An 18,498-nucleotide genomic window follows, 5' to 3' on the forward strand; every position below is an offset into this window, starting at 1 on the left:
GCAGGCGCACCGATCTCCGACCCCAGCGTGCAATGGCCCACGCGGATCGCCCGGGTCAGCCGCAAGCTCGGCTTCACCTTGATCGAACTGATGATCGTGCTCGCGATTGTCGGGGTGATTGCCGCCTATGCCATTCCGGCGTATCAGGATTATCTGGCGCGCAGCCGGGTAGGCGAGGGCCTGTCGCTCGCCACGTCGGCACGGCTCGCCGTTGCGGAAAACGCGGCCAGCGGCGCTGCGTTCGGAGGCGGCTATGCGCCGCCAACCGCCACGAAGAATGTGGAGTCGGTGCATGTGGATGACGACACGGGGCAGATTACCGTGGTTTTCACCACGCGCGTTGCGCCGGCCGGTAGCAATACGTTGGTGCTGGTGCCGTCGGTGCCCGACAACGCGGATACGCCGACTGCACGGATTGCCCTGGTCAAAGGCTCAGCCCAGCCGGGGACGCTGACATGGGAGTGTTTTGCGGGCGGCAAGGGTGCTTCGTCGTTGCCCGCACCGGGCGCAGGCCCGAGTCCGGCGGATGCGCCGACCTTGCCGTCCAATCTGGCGCCGCCTGAATGCCGGAGTTGATGTTTCAGTAAGGGTACGGACTTGCTGATTTCGGGATATTTGAGGCCGTCCGGCGCACAGGGGGAGGATTTTTTTGTATAGTGCGCCGGTTGCTGACGCCCCCGGTTCCTCATGCCCACCCCATTTGCGCGCTTTCTATCTCTGGCCATACTGGCTTGTGCGTTGATCCTGCCTTACGCAGTGGTCAACCATACCTATCCGATTCCGACCTTTTACGCGGAATTTACCGCGTTGACGTTGTATGTGATGACCAGCGCGGCTGTGGTGCTGCTGGCCTGGACGGAGCGTCGCCGCTTCGAGTTTGAATCGCCCACGGTCGCGCTCGTGCCGCTGCTGTTTGGGCTGCTGCTGGTGGCGCAGACGTTTGTGCTGCAGGTTGCACAGCCGTCGATGAACTGGCTCGGTGCCGGGTATCTGCTGGCGGCCTTCATGGCGACCCACACCGGCTACACCTTCAGCCGGGTCCGGATGAGCGAGGAGGTGCTGCGCTGGGCCGCCTATGCGCTGATCATCGGCGGATTGTTTGCGGTGTTTTGCCAGGTGATCCAGGTGTTCCATCTGGAGACCAAGGTCACGCCGCTGGTTGTTGCGTACAACATCACGGTCGAGCGCCGGCCGTTCGGCAATATGGCGCAGGCTAACCACCTCGCTACCTACATCGCTTTCGCGATGGCCGGCGCCTTGTTCCTCGTGCAGACGCGGCGGCTTCCGCTCATCCTGTGGGCGCTGCTGTCGGTGATTTTTGCGGGCGGCCTGGCGCTGACCGTCTCGCGCGGCCCGTGGCTGCAGATGGGCGTGATCGTCGTGGCGGGGTTCTGGATGGCCTTTGCGGAAATCCGGCGCAACCCGGCTCTGCGACGCAGTAACCGCGAATGGTTGACCCCGGTGGCGCTCGGCGTGTTGTTCTTCGTCGTGAACGCGCTGGTTCGCTGGGCCAATGTGCACTACCAGCTCGATCTGGCCGAATCCGCCGCCGATCGCTTCAAGGACGCCGGTCAGATCGCGCCACGGCTTGCGCTGTGGAAATACGGTTGGACGATGTTCAAGGCGCATCCCGTGCTCGGCGTCGGCTGGGGCGAGTTTCCGCGTTACCAGTTCGACTATGTGCGGGCGCTGGGCGCGGTCGAGATTGCCAACAACTCGCACGATATCTTCCTCGATCTGCTGGGCAAAACCGGTCTGATCGGCCTGGCGATCGTGCTACTCGGCCTGCTGGCGTGGCTCGTGCGCGTGGTGCGTGCGCCGCACACCGCCGCTCGCGTGTTCGGCATTGCGCTGATCGGCGTGCTGGTGATGCACGCGCTGGTCGAGTATCCGCAGCAATACATGTTCTTCCTGCTGCCGGCGATGTTCGTGTTTGGCCTGCTGGAGACGCGCTCATTGCGGCTGGTGCCGAGCCGCGTGTCGTTCGGCGTCTACGTGGTGGTCGTGTTCGTTGGGTTGGCTGCACTGTATCCCGTCTATCGCGACTACAACCGCTCGGAGGTGCTGTATTACGGCTCGAGTCCGGCACAGCAATACGCCAACGATCCAGCGTTCCTGTTCGGTGCGTGGGGCGAGTACGGGATGGCGACGCTGCTGCCGATGAACGCCCAGGATCTCGCTCACAAGCTCGCCATGCACAGGCAGGCGCTCGCGCTGCTGCCGGGTGAAACGGTGTTGCGGCGTTATGCGGTGCTGCAAGCGCTGAGCGGCGACACGAACGGCGCCTTCGACACCGTTGTGCGTCTGAAGATTTTCGCGAGAGAACTGAAGGATTGGCCGTCGCAACAGGCCTATCTGTATCAGCTGTGCGATGAGCAGAAGAGCCTCGCGGGCTTCAAGGCGGAGCTAATCAAGCTGTACGGCATGCCGCCGAAAGACGTGAATCAGGATGACGACGACAGCGATGACTGAGTCCGCTCGTAGTTGATGAGCGCGACGCGGATAAACGGAAACGGAGCGGAAGGGCGGGGTGAGCGCAGAAGCAGCGCTTATGCCGCCACCCAATCCCCCGACTTCCCGCCGTGCTTCTCCAGCACCTTCACATCAGTGATCGTCATGCCGCGATCCACCGCCTTGCACATGTCGTAGACCGTCAGCAGTCCCACCTGTACGGCGGTCAGTGCTTCCATCTCCACGCCTGTGCGCCCCAACGTTTCCACCTGCACTGTGCAATGCACGCCGGGCAGTGTCTCGTCGAGTTCGAAATCCACCTTGACGCGCGTCAGCGCGAGCGGATGACACAGCGGGATAAGATCCGCGGTGCGCTTGGCGCCTTGAATCGCAGCGATGCGCGCGATGCCGATCACATCGCCTTTCTTGGCGTTGCCGTCGCGGATGAGCGCAAACGTCTCCGGCAGCATACGGATCGAGCCGCGCGCGATGGCGATGCGTTTGGTTTCCTGCTTGGCGCCGACGTCCACTATATGCGCCTGGCCGGCGGCGTCGAAGTGGGTGAGTTCAGGCATGGTGGGGCTCCTTCCTTTCCGAGGGCGCCAATCATAACAGCGCGGTGCCGCTGACAAACCGGGTGCGAAGCCCCGATTATGACGCCTCGCCTTTCAGAGCAGCAGCGTGAGCCGGACTCGCAACGAACCCAAACCGCGCCGCCACCTCGGCATGCGCAACCGGCTGCAACGGCAGCGTCACCCCATCGCGCCAATGGAACCGTCCAGCGCTACCATCCTCGGCCACCTCAGCGTGCTCGGAAAACAGATCAAGATCGTGGTCATGCAAAACGGCAATTCGCGGTGGCGTTGATGCGTCCGTGAACAGCACGCCGCCTTCGTCATCCAGATACGCTGCCGCAGGCTCAAACGCGTTCCCGGCCTGATCCGTCAGCGTCAATGTCGGTTGACCGCCATCCCCATCATCCAGGCCAAGCCGTACCACCCACGGTGTATAACCCAACTCCACATACACCCGCTGCGGTCCATTCTGAAAGAACCACTGCCCACCCGCATCCGCTTCGTAGTTCCGATTGATAAACGCAAGCAGCGCCGCATGCCTTATCGGTTCTCCCGGCGCGCCGCGCGCCTGAACCTCATCGTCGCGCATACGCCAGTTGCCGCGCCGGTCGAGCAGCAGCCAGCCGGTGCAATGCGGCACGTTGGGCCATTTTGCGAGCGCCTGGCGAACGATGTCATCCATGGTCGACAAATGGCGTGAGGTAGTTGAAAACGCGTCGCGACAGCCAGTCGCTGCGCCCCGGAAACGGGCCCGTCATAAAGCCAACGTGGCCGCCGTGCTGCGGCTGGTCCAGTTCGATCGCGGCCGACACTTCATGCCGCCCCGGCAACACGGCACCGGGCAGGAACGGATCGTTACGCGCATTGAGCACGAGCGTGGGCACAGTGATCTCCGGCAGCAATGGCCGCGTGGTCGCCTGGGTCCAGTAGTCGTCGGCATTGCGAAAGCCGTGTAGCGGAGCCGTGACGATGTTGTCGAACTCGTACATGTTGCGGGTCGCGAGCATCGCGTGGGCGTCGTACAGGCCTGGATACTGTTCGAGCTTCTGCAGCGCCTTCACTTTCAGCGTTTTCAGGAAATTTCGCGTGTACATCTTGCCGAAACCTTGCGATAGTGCCCGGCCGCCGGCATGCACATCGAGCGGCGCGGAGATCGCCGCGGCGGCGGTGAGAAACGAGGCATCTTCGCGCCGTTCGCCTAGCCAGCGTAGCAGCACATTGCCGCCCAGCGAAACACCCGCCGCCACGATCGGCCCGGAGTGCACATCCCGCAGACGCCGCAGCACCCAGTCCACTTCGGCGCTATCGGCGAGGTGATAGAAGCGCGGCAACAGGTTCATCGGTCCGCTGCAGCTGCGAAAGTGCGGCACGACACCGTGCCATCCGCGTTCGCGCGCCGCCGCCATCAGCGCGCGGGCATAGTGGGAGTTTGAACTGCCTTCGAGCCCGTGAAACAGCACGAAGAGTGGGACGTCGGTTGAGGGTTCTTCGTTGTCCCAGGCGCCCGAAGCAGTCGCCTCATGCACTAGCCAGTCGAGTTCGATGAAATCGCCATCCGGCGTATCCCAGCGCTCGCGCCGGTAGGTCACAGCCGGAAGCCGTGCAAACAGAGCCGGGACAATGGTTTGAACATGGCTGTTCGGCAGCCAGAGCGGCGCGCGATAGAACGTTTCGACGACGCTCGTCTCAACGGCCGCCGCGCGGGCGGTTGCGGGAGAAACGCTCTTGTTGTGCGTCGTACTCATACCAGCGACCGAAAAAAACAGAAAACGTGCGGCGTCGTTAGTGCAAAGACCCCTGACCATGACGCATTTTCGCAGCAAACTGGTTTGCCGCTTCGTTCGGCATCGCACTAGCGTGGATATGTGCAATCTTCCACTCGCCGCGCTCGTGGACCATCACGTAAGTGCTAAAGACCATGGAAGCCGCGGCTTTCGGATCGGCCGGGCGGTGCGCTTCCGCAATCGCATACACCACAGTGCCGAGGCTGTCGTACACGCGGATATCCACCGGTTCGATCGAAACCGGGTTGGCTTGGAGCTGTACCGCGAGGCCGGCGCGGATGGTGTCCAGACCGTGCAGGTGCGAGCCGTCGGCGCTGATGTAGCTGGCGAACTCCTCATCGATCCACAGGCCCATCAAACTCTCGAGATTGACCTCTGCTACCGCCTGGTAATAGGCGTTGAGGGTATCCGCAGCGGCTTCGAAGATGTGGGCAAAACGTGGCATGGCTCGTCAGTCTCTTGTGCGCGGCACGCGGTTGCGGGCAGCAGTAAAAACAGGACAACCAGGAACAACCCGGCGGGACAACCGCGAGGATGCCCGCGCTCCAGGGCGCAGGGATGACGCCACGTGGCGGGCTTGCAACGCGGCGTGCGGTTCCCGGACGGTTCAGCGTTGCGCGAGCAGCATGCCGCGCAGGTCGCCGAAAACCTGCTCGGCGCTCAGTTGCCGCAGGCAGTTCAGATGACCGAGCGGACACTCGCGCGCAAAACAGGGACTGCATTCGAGATGCAACCATTGTACCTTCGCAAGCTCGGACAATGGCGGTGTGTGGCGTGGATCGGTCGAGCCGTACACGGCCACGAGCGGCCGCCGCAGCGCGGCTGCTACGTGCATCAGGCCGGAATCGTTGGTGACCACGGCGTTGGCGCGCGAGATCAGCGCGCACGCTTCGCCCAGCGCGGTTTGCCCGCAGAGGTTGCGCACGTTTGGCGAGCGTTCCGCGATCGCCTGGGCGAGCGGCGCGTCTTTTGGCGAACCGAGCGCGATGATTTGCGTGTACGGGAACGACTGACCCACGATTTGCGCCAGCGCCGCAAAGTGCTCCGGCGGCCAGCGCTTGGCCGGGCCGTATTCCGCGCCGGGGCAGAACACCAGCAGCGGCACGCGCGTGTCCAGATTGAAGCGGGCCGACACACGCGACGCTTCGTTCAGATCGGCGTCGAGCCGCGGCATCGGCAGGTCGTCGGGCACCTTCGCGTCTGGCTTGTAGGCTAACGCCGCGTACTGGCCGACCATCGGAGGACGCGCGTCCTTGCGCGGATTCGAATGGCGCACGTTTAGCAGGCCGTAGCGGCTCTCGCCGGTATAGCCAATGCGCAGCGGAATGCCCGCCATCCACGGAATTAGCGCCGATTTGAGCGAATTCGGCAGCACGTAAGCCGCGTCGTAACCGACATCGCGCAGATCGCTGGACAGCTGCCAGCGTCGCAGCATCTGCAGCTTGCCGTGCGCGAGGTCGGTCGCATAAACGTCGCGAATCTCCGGCATGCGCTCAAGCACGGGCGCGACCCATGAGGGCGCAACCGCGTCGATTGCGAGGCGGGGATGCAGCTTCATGAGGCGCGAGAACAAAGGCTGCGCCATCAATGCGTCACCGATCCAGTTCGGTGCGATAACCAACGTGCGACGCATCAGGGTGGGTTTCCGGTGTCGAAAGAACGCGCCGCACGCATTCGCGCGCAGCGTTCTGGTTTTAGCAGGGAAGCGGCGGCATGCCGACGCGCGGCGCCAGGATGAGTGGCTCCGCGCTCAGCATGCGGCCTGATTGTGGCGGGCGCGCCCAGCCGGTGAGCGGCTTTCAGTGGCCTTTGACCACTTCGCCGTCGCGCAGCTTGTAGCGCGTGCCGCAGTACGGGCAGCGCGCCTCGCCGTGCGTCACGTCGATAAACACACGCGGATGGGCGCTCCAGCGCGCCATCGCCGGGTTCGGACAATAGGCGGGCAGATCTTTTGCCGACAGTTCGACCAGCGGCATTTCCTTGATTTCGCTCATGGGGGCTTTCTCGATAGAGACAGGGCGCAGGCGCGCCGCCACGGCGGCCTGCTTTAGTTTGATTCGGACTTAGACCTTGCTCAGCCAGTGCGCGTACTTCTCGCTCTTGCCGTTCACGATGTCAAAGAAGCCGCTTTGCAGCTTTTCCGTGATCGGGCCGCGTGCGCCGGAGCCGATCGTGCGGTTGTCGAGTTCGCGGATCGGCGTGACTTCAGCGGCGGTGCCGGTGAAGAACGCTTCGTCGCAGGTGTAGACCTCGTCACGCGTAATGCGCTTTTCGATCACTTCGATGCCGGCATCTTTCGCCAGCGTGATGACTGTGTCGCGCGTGATGCCGTCCAGGCAGGAGGCCAGATCCGGCGTGTACAGCTTGCCGTTGTTCACCAGGAAGAAGTTTTCGCCGGAGCCTTCCGACACGTAGCCGTCTACGTCGAGCAGCAGCGCTTCGTCGTAGCCGTCGGCGGTGGCTTCCTGGTTGGCGAGGATCGAGTTCACGTACCAGCCCGACGCCTTGGCGCGGACCATGGAAACGTTCACATGGTGGCGCGTGAACGACGAGGTCTTTACGCGGATGCCTTTAGCCAGGCCGTCTTCGCCGAGATAAGCACCCCACGGCCAGGCGGCGATGGCCACGTGGATCGTGTTGCCCTTGGCCGACACGCCGAGCTTTTCCGAGCCGACCCAGATGATCGGGCGCAGGTAGCAGGACTCGAGCTTGTTCTCGCGCACCACTTCGCGCTGCGCGGCGGCGAGCGTTTCGTGGTCGAACGGCACGTCCATCTGGAAGATCTTGGCCGAGTTCAGCAGGCGCTTGGTGTGTTCCTGGAGACGGAAAATCGCGGTGCCGTTAGCCGTGTTGTAGGCGCGCACGCCTTCGAAAACTCCCATGCCGTAGTGCAGCGTATGGGTGAGAACGTGGATCTTGGCGTCGCGCCAGTCGATGAGTTTGCCATCCATCCAGATCTTGCCGTCGCGGTCGGCCATTGACATACGATTCTCCAGCAGTGCGTTGTGAAGGGTGCGCAAGGCCGTACAGCGGTTCGGCAAGCGGCGAAGACCGTCATTTTAACGTCTTTTGCACACGGAACGGGCATTTGGCCGCACCCTGGACGCTATAATCCGGCCACACATAATACAAATCCGATTGCGCCAGCGAGTGCTGGTCGGCCTGGCGCCGACTTCATGCCGCCGCGGCGTCGTCCCGCGCCGAGGCGCCCCGTCCGATGCTCGCTAGCCTGACCGATTTCCAGCGTCGTAGCTTCCGCGAAGGCATGCGCGATTACTCGCCTACGCTGATGGCGATCTTCTCCTGGGGTCTCGTCACCGGCATCGCGATGAGCAAATCGGCACTCACGCTGCCGCAGTCGCTCACCATGTCGCTGCTCTGCTATGCCGGTTCCTCGCAACTGGCCGTGTTGCCGCTGCTCGCCGCCAAATTGCCGGTCTGGACTGTGCTGCTGACCGCGGCCATGGTGAATACGCGTTTTGTGATCTTTAGCGCAGGACTCGCACCGCATTTCTCCTATCTGCCCATGTGGCGCCGGATCGTCCTCGGCTATTTCAACGGCGACGTCATCTACCTGCTGTTCCAGAAGAAAAGCTTTCAGACCGGTTACGTGCCGGGCAAGGAGCCTTATTACTGGGGTATGGCGAGCGCGAGCTGGCTATCCTGGCAGGTGTCGTCGATCATTGGCATCCTGCTCGCCAGCCTGATTCCGGATAACTGGGGCCTCGCGCTGGCGGGCACGCTGGCGCTGATTCCCGTGATGGTGTCGGCTATCAACAGCCGTGCAACGCTGGTTGCCGTGAGCGTGGCCGGCATCGTGGCGCTGCTCGGCTTCGATCTGCCGTACCGGCTCGCGTTGCCGCTTGCGGTGATTGCGGCGATTGTCGCTGGCAGCGCGGCGGATCTGATGGTCGAGCGCGCCGACCTGCGCCGCATCCGCAACCGCGCGGGGGATTCCCAAGAGGGGGCGCCATGACCAGCACGCAAATCTGGATCGCCATCTTCGGCATGATGTTCGTCACGACGTTGACGCGCGCGCTGTTTCTGATCGGCGGTGAGCGCACGGTTTTGCCGGAACGCCTGCAGCGCATGTTGCGCTACGCGCCGGCCGCGGCGCTCGCTGCGGTTGTGCTTCCGGACGTGCTGGCCACTCCCGATGGACTGTCGTTCGGGCTGTCGAATCACGAGTTCTACGCGACGCTCGCCGGGCTTGGCTGGTTCCTGTGGCGGCGCACGATGCTCGGCACGATCGTCGTCGGCATGGTGACTTTCACGATACTCCGTCTTGTATTTCATTGACCTTGTTCTCAATGCTGCGTCGCAGCATGCGCATCTATCTCCCAAATACGGGACATTCGCCTCGGCGCGGGGCATGACGGGGTGTGGATCAGTTAAAATGATCGACTCCCGGATCACCGCGCGACGTTGCGGCAGATGCCGCCAGTGCCTGTTCGCAGAGCCACCCCTGCGGGGCTCCTGAGCGGAGGCTGTTCGCGCGCTGTCCGTCTCCGCCTTCCAATCAACTCGCAATCCAACGCTCATGAACCAGGTACTGCGTCTCTCCGATCTGATCTCCGAAGGCAAGCTGTCGGGCAAACGCGTGTTTATCCGCGCCGATCTGAACGTTCCGCAGGACGATCAAGGCAACATCACCGAAGACACCCGCATTCGCGCCTCCGTGCCGGCCATCAAGGCCGCGCTCGACGCCGGCGCCGCCGTGATGGTGACTTCGCATCTGGGCCGTCCTACCGAGGGCGATTTCAAGCCGGAAGATTCCCTCGCGCCGGTCGCGAAGCGTCTGGCCGAATTGCTCGGCCGCGACGTGCCGGTGGTGGCGAACTGGGTCGAAAACGGCGTCAACGTCGCGCCCGGCCAGGTTGTTCTGCTGGAAAACTGCCGCGTCAACAAGGGCGAAAAGAAGGATTCCGACGAGCTCGCGCAAAAGATGGCGAAGCTCTGCGACATCTACGTCAACGACGCGTTCGGCACCGCCCACCGCGCCGAAGCCACCACGCACGGCATCGCGAAGTACGCGCCGGTCGCGTGCGCAGGTCCGCTACTGGCGGCTGAACTCGAAGCGCTCGGCAAGGCGCTCGGCGCGCCGAAGCGCCCGCTGGTGGCAATCGTCGCCGGCTCGAAAGTGTCCACCAAGCTGACCATTCTGAAGTCGCTGGCGGAGAAGGTTGACCAGTTGATCGTGGGTGGCGGCATCGCCAATACGTTCATGCTGGCCGCCGGCCTGAAGATCGGTAAATCGCTCGCCGAAGCCGATCTGGTGAACGAAGCCAAAGCCATCATCGACGCAGCCAAGGCACGCGGCGCCTCGGTGCCGATCCCGACCGACGTCGTCACGGCCAAGGAGTTCTCGCCGACCGCCAAGGCTGAAGTCAAGGCCGTGGCCGACGTGCAGGACGACGACCTGATCCTCGACATCGGACCGGAAACTGCCAAGGCACTCGCCGCGCAACTGGAAAAGGCCGGCACGATCGTCTGGAACGGCCCGGTCGGCGTGTTCGAATTCGACCAGTTCGGCAACGGCACGAAGACGCTGGCGGATGCCATTGCCAAGTCGCCGGCGTTCTCGATTGCCGGCGGTGGCGACACGCTCGCAGCCATCGCCAAGTACGGCATCCAGGACAAGGTCAGCTATATCTCGACGGGCGGCGGCGCTTTCCTTGAATTCCTCGAGGGCAAGAAGCTGCCGGCTGTCGAAGTCCTGGAATCGCGGGCTTAATCAACGTGACGACACGTTCCCCATCGGCGAAAACTGCAAAGACGCGCGTGAAGTCGTCGGCCAGCAAGAACACAGGCTCCGTGGCCTCCACCAAGGTGAAGGCGGCAACGAAACCAGCAGCCACACAGGGCGCGGGGGCCGCACAGTCAGCCGCAGCAGGGGAGCGTGCTCCAGCTTCCACCGCTACACCGCAGCACACTGCTTCCACGGTTTCACCCGCCGGTCATGCCGGCGGCGCACTATCCGCCGTACCGCTGGCGTCCCGCACGCTGGTCTCGAACACCGCTTCATTCCACAAGAAAGCGACGCTGGTTTCAACTGGCGCGCAGCCCCAGGCAGCTTCCATCGGTGCGCAGCCTCCGCACCCAACTCGCAGCGCTCTTTCCAGCGATCCCATCCAGACGAGGAGACTCATGCATCGCGCCACCAAGATTGTCGCCACCATCGGCCCGGCTTCCAGCACGCCCGAAATCCTGTCGCAAATGATTAAGGCAGGGCTTGATGTAGTACGCCTCAACTTCTCGCACGGCACGGCCGACGACCACCGCCAGCGCGCCGAATACGTGCGCGAAGCGGCCCGTCAGGCGGGCCGCGAAGTTGCCATCATGGCCGATCTGCAAGGCCCGAAGATCCGGGTCGGCCGGTTTGAAAACGGCAAGACCACGCTCGTTCCCGGCAACGCTTTTGTCCTCGACTCCGAATGCGAACTCGGTAACGACGACCGCGTCGGCCTCGACTATAAAGACCTGCCGCGCGACCTGAAACCGGGCGACGTGCTGTTGCTCAACGACGGCCTGATCGTGCTCGACGTCGTGCGCGTGCTCGGCAGTGAGATTCACACCACTGTGAAGATCGGCGGTGAGCTGTCGAACAACAAGGGTATCAATCGCCAGGGCGGCGGCCTGACGGCGCCGGCCTTGACGGCCAAAGACATGGAAGACATCCGCACGGCGATGTCGCTCGGCGTGGATTACGTCGCGGTCTCGTTCCCGAAGAACGCCACCGACATGGAAATGGCCCGCCAGCTCGCGAACATTGCGGGCGCGCCCTACGGCATCAAGCCGAAGATGATCGCCAAGATCGAGCGCGCGGAAGCGATTCCGGCGCTGCAAGGCATCCTCGACGCTTCCGACGGCATCATGGTCGCGCGTGGCGACCTGGCAGTGGAAGTGGGCAACGCCGCTGTTCCGGCGCTGCAAAAGCGCATGATTCGCATGGCACGCGAATCGAACAAGTTCGTGATCACCGCCACGCAGATGATGGAGTCGATGATCTACGCGCCGGTGCCGACGCGCGCCGAAGTGTCGGACGTCGCCAATGCGGTGCTGGACGGCACCGACGCGGTCATGCTTTCCGCCGAATCCGCTGCGGGCAAGTACCCGGTGCAGACCATCGAAACGATGGCTGCGATCTGCGTGGAAGCGGAGAAGTCGGAGCAGTCCGAGCTGGACAAGGATTTCCTCGACCGCACGTTCACCCGCATCGACCAGTCCATCGCCATGGGCGCGCTGTTCACGGCGTTCCACCTCGGCGCCAAGGCGATTGTCGCGTTGACCGAGTCGGGCTCGACCGCGCTGTGGATGTCGCGTCACTGGACGCACGTGCCGATTTTCGCGCTGACGCCGCGAGTGGGCAGCGAGCGCGCCATGGCGATCTACCGCAACGTCACCTCGCTGCATCTCGATACAAGCAGCGATCGCGACACCGCGCTGCAGCAGGCACTGGAGACGGTAGTGAGCAAGGGCTACGCATCGCGCGGCGACATGGTTGTGCTGACCGTGGGCGAGCCGATGGGTCAGGCCGGCGGAACGAACACACTGAAGATCGTGCGGGTGGGCGAACCGTACTGATCGGCTTCAAACTGCCTGGATCGGCACAGCGAAGCAGTCGCAGCACCCGCTAGAGGCGGCGCGCAGGTTTTTGGGGCAAGCCCTTTGGGCGAGCCCCGAGCCTTGCTGCGTAAGGGTGTGCGATTTGCTTCGCGATAAAATTGGTAAAAATTAGAGGCCGGCGGCACAGGATTCGTTTCAAACTTAGGAGTAGTGCATGCCTCTCGTATCAATGCGTCAACTGCTGGACCATGCTGCTGAAAACGGCTATGGACTTCCGGCATTCAACGTAAACAATCTGGAGCAGGTGCAGGCCATCATGGCGGCAGCGGATCAGATCAACGCTCCGGTGATCATGCAGGCCTCGGCTGGCGCGCGGAAGTATGCGGGCGAACCGTTCCTGCGCCATCTGGTCGAAGCGGCCATCGAGTCGTATCCGCACATTCCGGTCGTGATGCACCAGGATCACGGGCAGTCGCCGGCAGTGTGCATGGCAGCGATTCGCAGCGGCTTTACCAGCGTGATGATGGACGGCTCGCTCGAAGCCGACGGCAAGACAGTCGCTTCGTATGAGTACAACGTGGACGTATCGCGCAAGGTGGTGGAAGCGGCGCACTCGATCGGCGTGACGGTGGAAGCGGAGCTCGGCGTGCTCGGTTCGCTGGAAACCATGAAGGGCGACAAGGAAGACGGTCACGGCGCGGAAGGCACGATGACGCGCGAGCAACTGCTGACGGACCCGGAGCAGGCCGCCGACTTCGTCAAGCTGACGCAATGCGACGCGCTGGCAATTGCCATCGGCACATCGCACGGTGCGTACAAGTTCAGCAAGAAGCCTACGGGCGACATCCTGTCGATTCAACGCATCAAGGAAATTCACCGGCGTGTTCCGAACACCCACCTGGTGATGCATGGTTCGTCGTCGGTGCCGCAGGAATTGCTCGCGGAGATCCGCGAATTCGGCGGCGACATGAAGGAAACCTACGGCGTGCCGGTCGAAGAAATTCAGGAAGGTATCAAGCACGGCGTGCGCAAGGTTAATATCGATACTGACTTGCGTCTGGCGATCACCGGCGCGATCCGTCGCTACATGGCGGAGAATCCGGGCAAATTCGACCCGCGCGATTACCTGAAGCCGGCGCGCGAAGCGGCGAAGAAGGTTTGCCTGGACCGTTTCGTCGCCTTTGGCGCCGAAGGGCAGGCTGGCAAGATCAAGCCGGTTTCGCTTGATAAAATTGCGGAGAAGTACAAGTCGGGCGGCCTCGCACAGGTCGTCCACTAAGCTGGCAGTACAGCATGGACCTGGCCATCCGGCCAGGTTGCGGTCCGCTTCGCCGTTCCCGCATCATAGGGGGAACGGCGTTTCCCTTTTGTTCCGGTCTCATTTTTGTCTCACTTTTAGCGAACTACGACGATGTCTACCCTCTACGAATCCACGCTCCGCTCGCTGCCGCTGCTTGGCCGCGGCAAGGTCCGCGACAACTATGCGGTGGGCAACGACCAGTTGCTGATCGTGACCACCGACCGTCTGTCGGCGTTTGACGTCATCATGGGCGAGCCGATTCCGAACAAGGGTCGCGTGCTGAACCAGATGGCCAACTTCTGGTTCGACAAGCTCAAGCACATCGTGCCGAATCACCTGAGCGGCGTCGCGCCGGAATCGGTGGTCGCGGCGGACGAAGCCGAGCAGGTGAAGGGCCGCGCCGTCGTGGTGAAGCGCCTCGAGCCTATCCTGGTCGAAGCTGTGGTGCGCGGGTATCTGGCCGGTAGCGGCTGGAAGGACTACCAGGCCACGGGTGCGGTATGCGGCGTAGAACTGCCGCCGGGTCTGCAAAATGCGCAGAAGCTGCCTGAGCCGATCTTCACGCCGGCAGCCAAGGCCGAAATGGGCCACCACGACGAGAACATCACGTACAACGAGATGGAACGCCGCATCGGCACCGAATTGTCGGCCACGATCCGCGACATCTCGATCAAGCTGTACAAGGAAGCGGCGGATTACGCGGCGACGCGCGGCATCATCATTGCCGACACGAAGTTCGAATTCGGTCTGGATGATCACGGCAAGCTGTACCTGATGGACGAAGCGCTGACCGCCGATTCGTCGCGCTTCTGGCCGGCGGACGAATACCAGGTGGGCACCAATCCACCGTCATTCGACAAACAGTTTGTGCGCGACTGGCTGGAAACGCAGTCGTGGAAGAAAGAGCCGCCGGCGCCGAAGCTGCCGGACGAAGTGGTCACGAAGACGGCCGCGAAGTATCAGGAAGCGCTCGAGCGCCTGACCGGGCAGAAGCTCGCTTAACGCCGCGCCTGCAGCCAAGGAAGATGAGGAAGTTTCACAGATGAGCCAAGTCCAGACTGCCCAGGCGGTACAAACTGCGCATACGCATGCTGCGCCGCTGGTCGGCGTGCTGATGGGTTCCAGTTCCGACTGGGAAGTCATGAAGCACGCTGTTGCGATCCTGCAGGAATTCGGCGTACCGTACGAAGCGAAGGTCGTGTCCGCGCACCGCATGCCCGACGAGATGTTCGAGTATGCGGAAAAGGCGCGCGAGCGCGGTATGCGCGCGATCATCGCGGGCGCCGGTGGCGCCGCGCACCTGCCCGGCATGCTGGCCGCCAAGACGACGGTGCCGGTGCTTGGCGTGCCGGTGGCGAGCAAGTACCTGAAGGGCGTCGATTCGCTGCATTCGATCGTGCAGATGCCCAAGGGCGTGCCGGTTGCGACGTTTGCCATTGGCGAAGCAGGCGCGGCGAATGCTGCGCTGTTCGCGGTGTCGATTTTGAGCGTGACGTCGACCGAATACGCGAACGCGCTGGCCGCGTTCCGTGTGCTCCAGAACGAAGCCGCGCACGCAATGGTGTTGCCCGCGCTGTAAGCGCGGTTTGATGCGCCGAAGTTTGCCCGCGAAGTTCGCCTGCTAAGTTTGCACAATGAGCTGGCCCGATTGATTCGACTGATCCGATCGGCCTGATGTCCATTGCCTGACCCCCGGTGCGGCGCACATTCATGTGCGCCGGCCGTGACCGACCACTGAGATGAATCCAGACAACACACCGGTTTCACCGATCATGCCCGGCGCCTGGCTTGGCATGGTAGGTGGCGGCCAGCTCGGCCGCATGTTCTGCTTTGCCGCCCAGGCGATGGGCTACCGCGTCGCCGTGCTCGACCCGGACGAAGCCAGTCCGGCGGGCGCTGTGGCGGACCGCCATCTGCGTGCCGCATACGACGACGAAGCCTCGCTCACCGAACTCGCGCGCCTGTGCGCAGCGGTTTCGACGGAGTTCGAGAACGTGCCTTCCGCGAGCCTCGATTTTCTCGCGCGTACCACTTTTGTCAGCCCGGCTGGCCGATGTGTAGCGGTGGCGCAGGACCGCATCGCCGAGAAGCGCTTTATTGCCGAATCGGGCGTGGCTGTGGCACCGCACGTGGTGATCGAATCGTCGCAGGCGCTCGCCGCGCTCAAGGACGCCGCGCTCGTTGCGGTGCTGCCCGGCATTTTGAAGACTGCTCGCCTCGGCTATGACGGCAAGGGGCAGGTGAGTGTGCGCAACGCCGAAGAAGTGCGCGAAGCGCATGCGTCGCTCGGCGGCGTGCCGTGTGTGCTGGAGAAGCGCCTGCCGTTGAAGTTCGAAGTGTCGGCGCTGATCGCGCGCGGCGCGAACGGCACCTCGGTGGTTTATCCGCTCGCGCAAAACGCCCACCGCGACGGCGTGCTGTCGCACACCATAGTGCCCGCGCCGGATGCCAGTCCGGCGCTCGTTAGCCAGGCGCAACAGGCTGCGCTGCAGATTGCCGACAGGCTCGGCTATATCGGCGTGCTGTGCGTCGAGTTCTTCATTCTGGAAGACGGCTCCATGGTGGCTAACGAAATGGCGCCGCGTCCGCACAATTCCGGCCACTACACCGTCGATGCCTGCGCGACCAGCCAGTTCGAGCAGCAGGTCCGCGCCATGACGGGCATGCCGCTCGGCGACACGCGCCAGCACTCGCCGGCGGTGATGCTGAATATCCTCGGCGATATCTGGTTTCCGGACGGCGGCAAGCGTGCTGCGGTCACGCCGCCCTGGCACGAAGTGGCCGCGATGCCGGCCGCGCGGTTGCATCTGTACGGCAAGGAAGAGGCACGTCCTGGCCGCAAGATGGGTCATGTGAACTTCACCGCTGCGACGCTCGATGAAGCCCGCACGGCGGCGCGCGATTGTGCGCGGCTGCTGCATATCCTGAAGGGCTGACGCGCTCGCATCATGCCGGATCAAGATAAACCTGCTGAGGGTGCTGCCAAGGCTGCGGCGCAGAGGGCTGCCGAGGCGGCGAAAGCCGCTGAAGCAGCAAGTGCCGCGGGCGCTGTCGAAGGCGCTGAACCACTTCATGCCGCTGCCGGTACCTCGACTGGCCCGGGTGCGAGCGCCGCGGAAATCGAATACGCCGCGGCGCTGCTCGACGCAGGCGAGCTCGTCGCGTTTCCCACTGAAACTGTCTATGGCCTCGGCGGCGACGCCCAGAGCCCGGACGCCGTTGCGCGAATCTACGCGGCGAAAGGCCGGCCGGCGAATCATCCGGTGATCGTGCATCTCGCGCCGCACGGTGATCCGGGATATTGGGTCGAGCATCTGCCGCCAGAAGCGCTGCGCCTCATCGATGCTTTCTGGCCCGGCCCGCTCACCCTGATTCTCAAGCGTGCCGCGCGTATCCCTGCTGCTGTGAGCGGCGGACAGGACTCGGTGGGTTTGCGCTGCCCCTCGCATCCGGTGGCGCAGGCGCTTCTCGAAGCATTCAGCGCACTGCGTGGCGGTCACGGCGGGGTGGCAGCGCCATCGGCTAACCGCTTCGGTCATGTGAGCCCGACCACCGCGCAGCACGTGCGCGACGAGTTTGGCGGCAGCATTCATGTGCTCGACGGCGGCTCGTCGGACGTCGGCATCGAGTCGACCATTCTCGATTTGTCGCGCGGTTTCCCGGCACTGCTGCGCCCTGGCCGCGTGACGCCGCAGGATATTGCCGAAGTGCTCGGCGAAGCGCCGCGTCTGCCCGATGGCTCGGATGCGACGGCGCCGCGTGCCTCAGGCACGCTCAAAGCACACTACGCGCCGCGCACACCGCTTGCGCTGCTGCCGTTCGAAGCGCTGGAACCTATGTTGGCCGCACGCGAGGCGAACGAACGCGTCGCCTTGGTGGCTCGCGTGTCGCGTGCCGGCCGCTGGGCCGATGCCGATGGCGTCCACTTCATCGCGGCGCCCGAGGATCCCCACGTGTACGCGCGCGAACTCTATGGTTTGCTGCGTGCACTCGATCGCGCGAACGTCACGCGAATCCTGATCGAAAAGCTTCCCGATACGATCGAATGGATCGCGGTGAACGACCGGCTCGGTCGTGCCGCTGCGGCGTTCGAAGCGCAGGGATAGGCAACACAACCGGAGTAGGTCCAAGGGGCCGTGCAGCCCAGAAGTCTCCGCCGTGAAGCTGCGGTCAGATGCCAGATGCTGGCATACTCATGCCAAGAATTGGTATTGACCACACCAAGGGAGACGCATGAGCATCGCCGATTTCATGTTCACGCCGCGCGAGCAGCGAGTACTGTCGCTGGTCCTCTCGGCGCCCGAACGGACCTTTAATCTCGCGGAACTGATGTCCCGCTCAGGTGCGGGGAGCGGCGCCGGTCAACATACGGTACGCCGTCTCTGGGAAGCGGGCGTGCTGCGTGAGTCGCGATTGGGCAACCAGCGTCTCTTCCAGGCGAACACCGAGTTTCCGCTTTACCCGGAGTTGCGCAGTATCTGCGCGAAGTCGTTTGGTTTGGCCGGTATGCTGCGTGAGGCCTTGGCGCCGCTCACGGAGGAGATCGACGAAGCCTTCGTGTTCGGAGCGGTGGCGCGGGGGACGGACACGGCGGGTAGCGTTATCGATCTGATGGTCGTTGGGCGAGTGAGTCTGGACGATCTGCTCGATCATCTGGCGCCACTCGACGCGCAGCTCGGGCGTTCGGTGCACGCCAACCTGCACCATCCGGCCGAATGGGCCGTGCTCTCACGAGACGATACGGTGGTCCGCGCAATCCTCGACTCGCCCACTATCAGGATCGTTCCTGACGACACGCCGCGACTTGCGGGATGAATGCCGG

At 63.5% G+C, this 18,498-nt stretch carries 19 protein-coding genes; 12 read left to right on the forward strand and 7 right to left on the reverse strand.

The annotated features are described in order from the left end of the window. Nucleotides 1-12 precede the first annotated feature (12 nt). Both M0954_RS03630 and M0954_RS03635 read left to right on the forward strand, forming a co-directional pair. A complete protein-coding gene (locus M0954_RS03630; RefSeq protein WP_297351718.1) occupies nt 13-576 on the forward strand; it encodes a pilin in 564 nt (187 codons plus the stop codon). Between the two features lie 111 nt (nt 577-687). Further along, complete coding sequence (locus tag M0954_RS03635) at nt 688-2,472, forward strand: Wzy polymerase domain-containing protein (RefSeq protein WP_297351691.1); 1,785 nt, start codon at nt 688-690, stop codon at nt 2,470-2,472. A 77-nt stretch (nt 2,473-2,549) separates the two neighbouring features. Here M0954_RS03635 and moaC read toward each other — a convergent pair whose 3' ends face one another. The 7 genes from moaC to M0954_RS03670 form a co-directional block, all read right to left on the reverse strand. Beyond that, nucleotides 2,550-3,026: a cyclic pyranopterin monophosphate synthase MoaC gene (moaC, locus tag M0954_RS03640; protein ID WP_297351693.1), complete on the reverse strand. Its 477-nt coding sequence runs from the start codon at nt 3,024-3,026 to the stop codon at nt 2,550-2,552. A gap of 76 nt (nt 3,027-3,102) precedes the next feature. Next, nucleotides 3,103-3,708, reverse strand: a complete 606-nt coding sequence (locus M0954_RS03645; protein ID WP_297351695.1) for a DUF2946 family protein — start codon at nt 3,706-3,708, stop codon at nt 3,103-3,105. Continuing rightward, nucleotides 3,701-4,771, reverse strand: coding sequence for a hydrolase (locus tag M0954_RS03650; protein ID WP_297351697.1), 1,071 nt, complete (start codon nt 4,769-4,771; stop codon nt 3,701-3,703). The genes M0954_RS03645 and M0954_RS03650 overlap by 8 nt, the downstream gene beginning before the upstream one ends. A 37-nt stretch (nt 4,772-4,808) precedes the next feature. Beyond that, a complete protein-coding gene (locus tag M0954_RS03655; protein ID WP_122153462.1) occupies nt 4,809-5,255 on the reverse strand; it encodes a nuclear transport factor 2 family protein in 447 nt (148 codons plus the stop codon). 162 nt (nt 5,256-5,417) lie between these two features. Continuing rightward, nucleotides 5,418-6,443, reverse strand: coding sequence for a lipopolysaccharide heptosyltransferase II (gene waaF, locus M0954_RS03660; protein WP_297351699.1), 1,026 nt, complete (start codon nt 6,441-6,443; stop codon nt 5,418-5,420). A 166-nt stretch (nt 6,444-6,609) separates the two neighbouring features. Beyond that, nucleotides 6,610-6,804, reverse strand: coding sequence for a zinc-finger domain-containing protein (locus M0954_RS03665; protein WP_122153464.1), 195 nt, complete (start codon nt 6,802-6,804; stop codon nt 6,610-6,612). A gap of 69 nt (nt 6,805-6,873) precedes the next feature. Further along, nucleotides 6,874-7,794, reverse strand: a complete 921-nt coding sequence (locus M0954_RS03670; protein ID WP_122153465.1) for a branched-chain amino acid transaminase — start codon at nt 7,792-7,794, stop codon at nt 6,874-6,876. Between the two features lie 233 nt (nt 7,795-8,027). Between M0954_RS03670 and M0954_RS03675 the strand changes: the two genes are divergently transcribed. The 10 genes from M0954_RS03675 to M0954_RS03720 all read left to right on the forward strand — a co-directional run bounded on the left by M0954_RS03675 (nt 8,028) and on the right by M0954_RS03720 (nt 18,491). Beyond that, nucleotides 8,028-8,786, forward strand: a complete 759-nt coding sequence (locus M0954_RS03675; RefSeq protein WP_123385507.1) for an AzlC family ABC transporter permease — start codon at nt 8,028-8,030, stop codon at nt 8,784-8,786. Further along, nucleotides 8,783-9,109 carry an AzlD domain-containing protein gene (locus M0954_RS03680; RefSeq protein WP_122153467.1) on the forward strand — a complete coding sequence of 109 codons (327 nt, stop codon included), beginning with the start codon at nt 8,783-8,785 and terminating at the stop codon, nt 9,107-9,109. The genes M0954_RS03675 and M0954_RS03680 overlap by 4 nt, the downstream gene beginning before the upstream one ends. Before the next feature lie 241 nt (nt 9,110-9,350). Then, nucleotides 9,351-10,544: a phosphoglycerate kinase gene (locus M0954_RS03685; protein ID WP_122153468.1), complete on the forward strand. Its 1,194-nt coding sequence runs from the start codon at nt 9,351-9,353 to the stop codon at nt 10,542-10,544. 413 nt (nt 10,545-10,957) lie between these two features. Continuing rightward, a complete protein-coding gene (pyk, locus tag M0954_RS03690; protein WP_074263454.1) occupies nt 10,958-12,394 on the forward strand; it encodes a pyruvate kinase in 1,437 nt (478 codons plus the stop codon). A 196-nt stretch (nt 12,395-12,590) separates the two neighbouring features. Next, nucleotides 12,591-13,655, forward strand: a complete 1,065-nt coding sequence (gene fba / locus M0954_RS03695) for a class II fructose-bisphosphate aldolase (protein ID WP_297351701.1) — start codon at nt 12,591-12,593, stop codon at nt 13,653-13,655. 132 nt (nt 13,656-13,787) lie between these two features. After that, nucleotides 13,788-14,678 (forward strand): phosphoribosylaminoimidazolesuccinocarboxamide synthase, encoded by an 891-nt coding sequence (locus tag M0954_RS03700; protein ID WP_122153469.1) that lies wholly within the window; start codon nt 13,788-13,790, stop codon nt 14,676-14,678. A gap of 40 nt (nt 14,679-14,718) precedes the next feature. Continuing rightward, nucleotides 14,719-15,255 carry a 5-(carboxyamino)imidazole ribonucleotide mutase gene (purE, locus tag M0954_RS03705; protein WP_297351703.1) on the forward strand — a complete coding sequence of 179 codons (537 nt, stop codon included), beginning with the start codon at nt 14,719-14,721 and terminating at the stop codon, nt 15,253-15,255. 160 nt (nt 15,256-15,415) lie between these two features. Beyond that, the gene (locus M0954_RS03710) at nt 15,416-16,612 is read left to right on the forward strand and encodes a 5-(carboxyamino)imidazole ribonucleotide synthase (RefSeq protein WP_122153471.1); all 1,197 of its coding nucleotides are present in this window, start codon (nt 15,416-15,418) and stop codon (nt 16,610-16,612) included. A gap of 12 nt (nt 16,613-16,624) precedes the next feature. Beyond that, nucleotides 16,625-17,782, forward strand: a complete 1,158-nt coding sequence (locus tag M0954_RS03715) for an L-threonylcarbamoyladenylate synthase (RefSeq protein ID WP_297351705.1) — start codon at nt 16,625-16,627, stop codon at nt 17,780-17,782. Nucleotides 17,783-17,909: 127 nt separating this feature from the next. Beyond that, nucleotides 17,910-18,491 (forward strand): nucleotidyltransferase domain-containing protein, encoded by a 582-nt coding sequence (locus M0954_RS03720; RefSeq protein WP_074263459.1) that lies wholly within the window; start codon nt 17,910-17,912, stop codon nt 18,489-18,491. Nucleotides 18,492-18,498 lie beyond the last annotated feature (7 nt).

The organism is Paraburkholderia sp. (genome assembly GCF_026225065.1).
GTDB lineage: Bacteria > Pseudomonadota > Gammaproteobacteria > Burkholderiales > Burkholderiaceae > Paraburkholderia.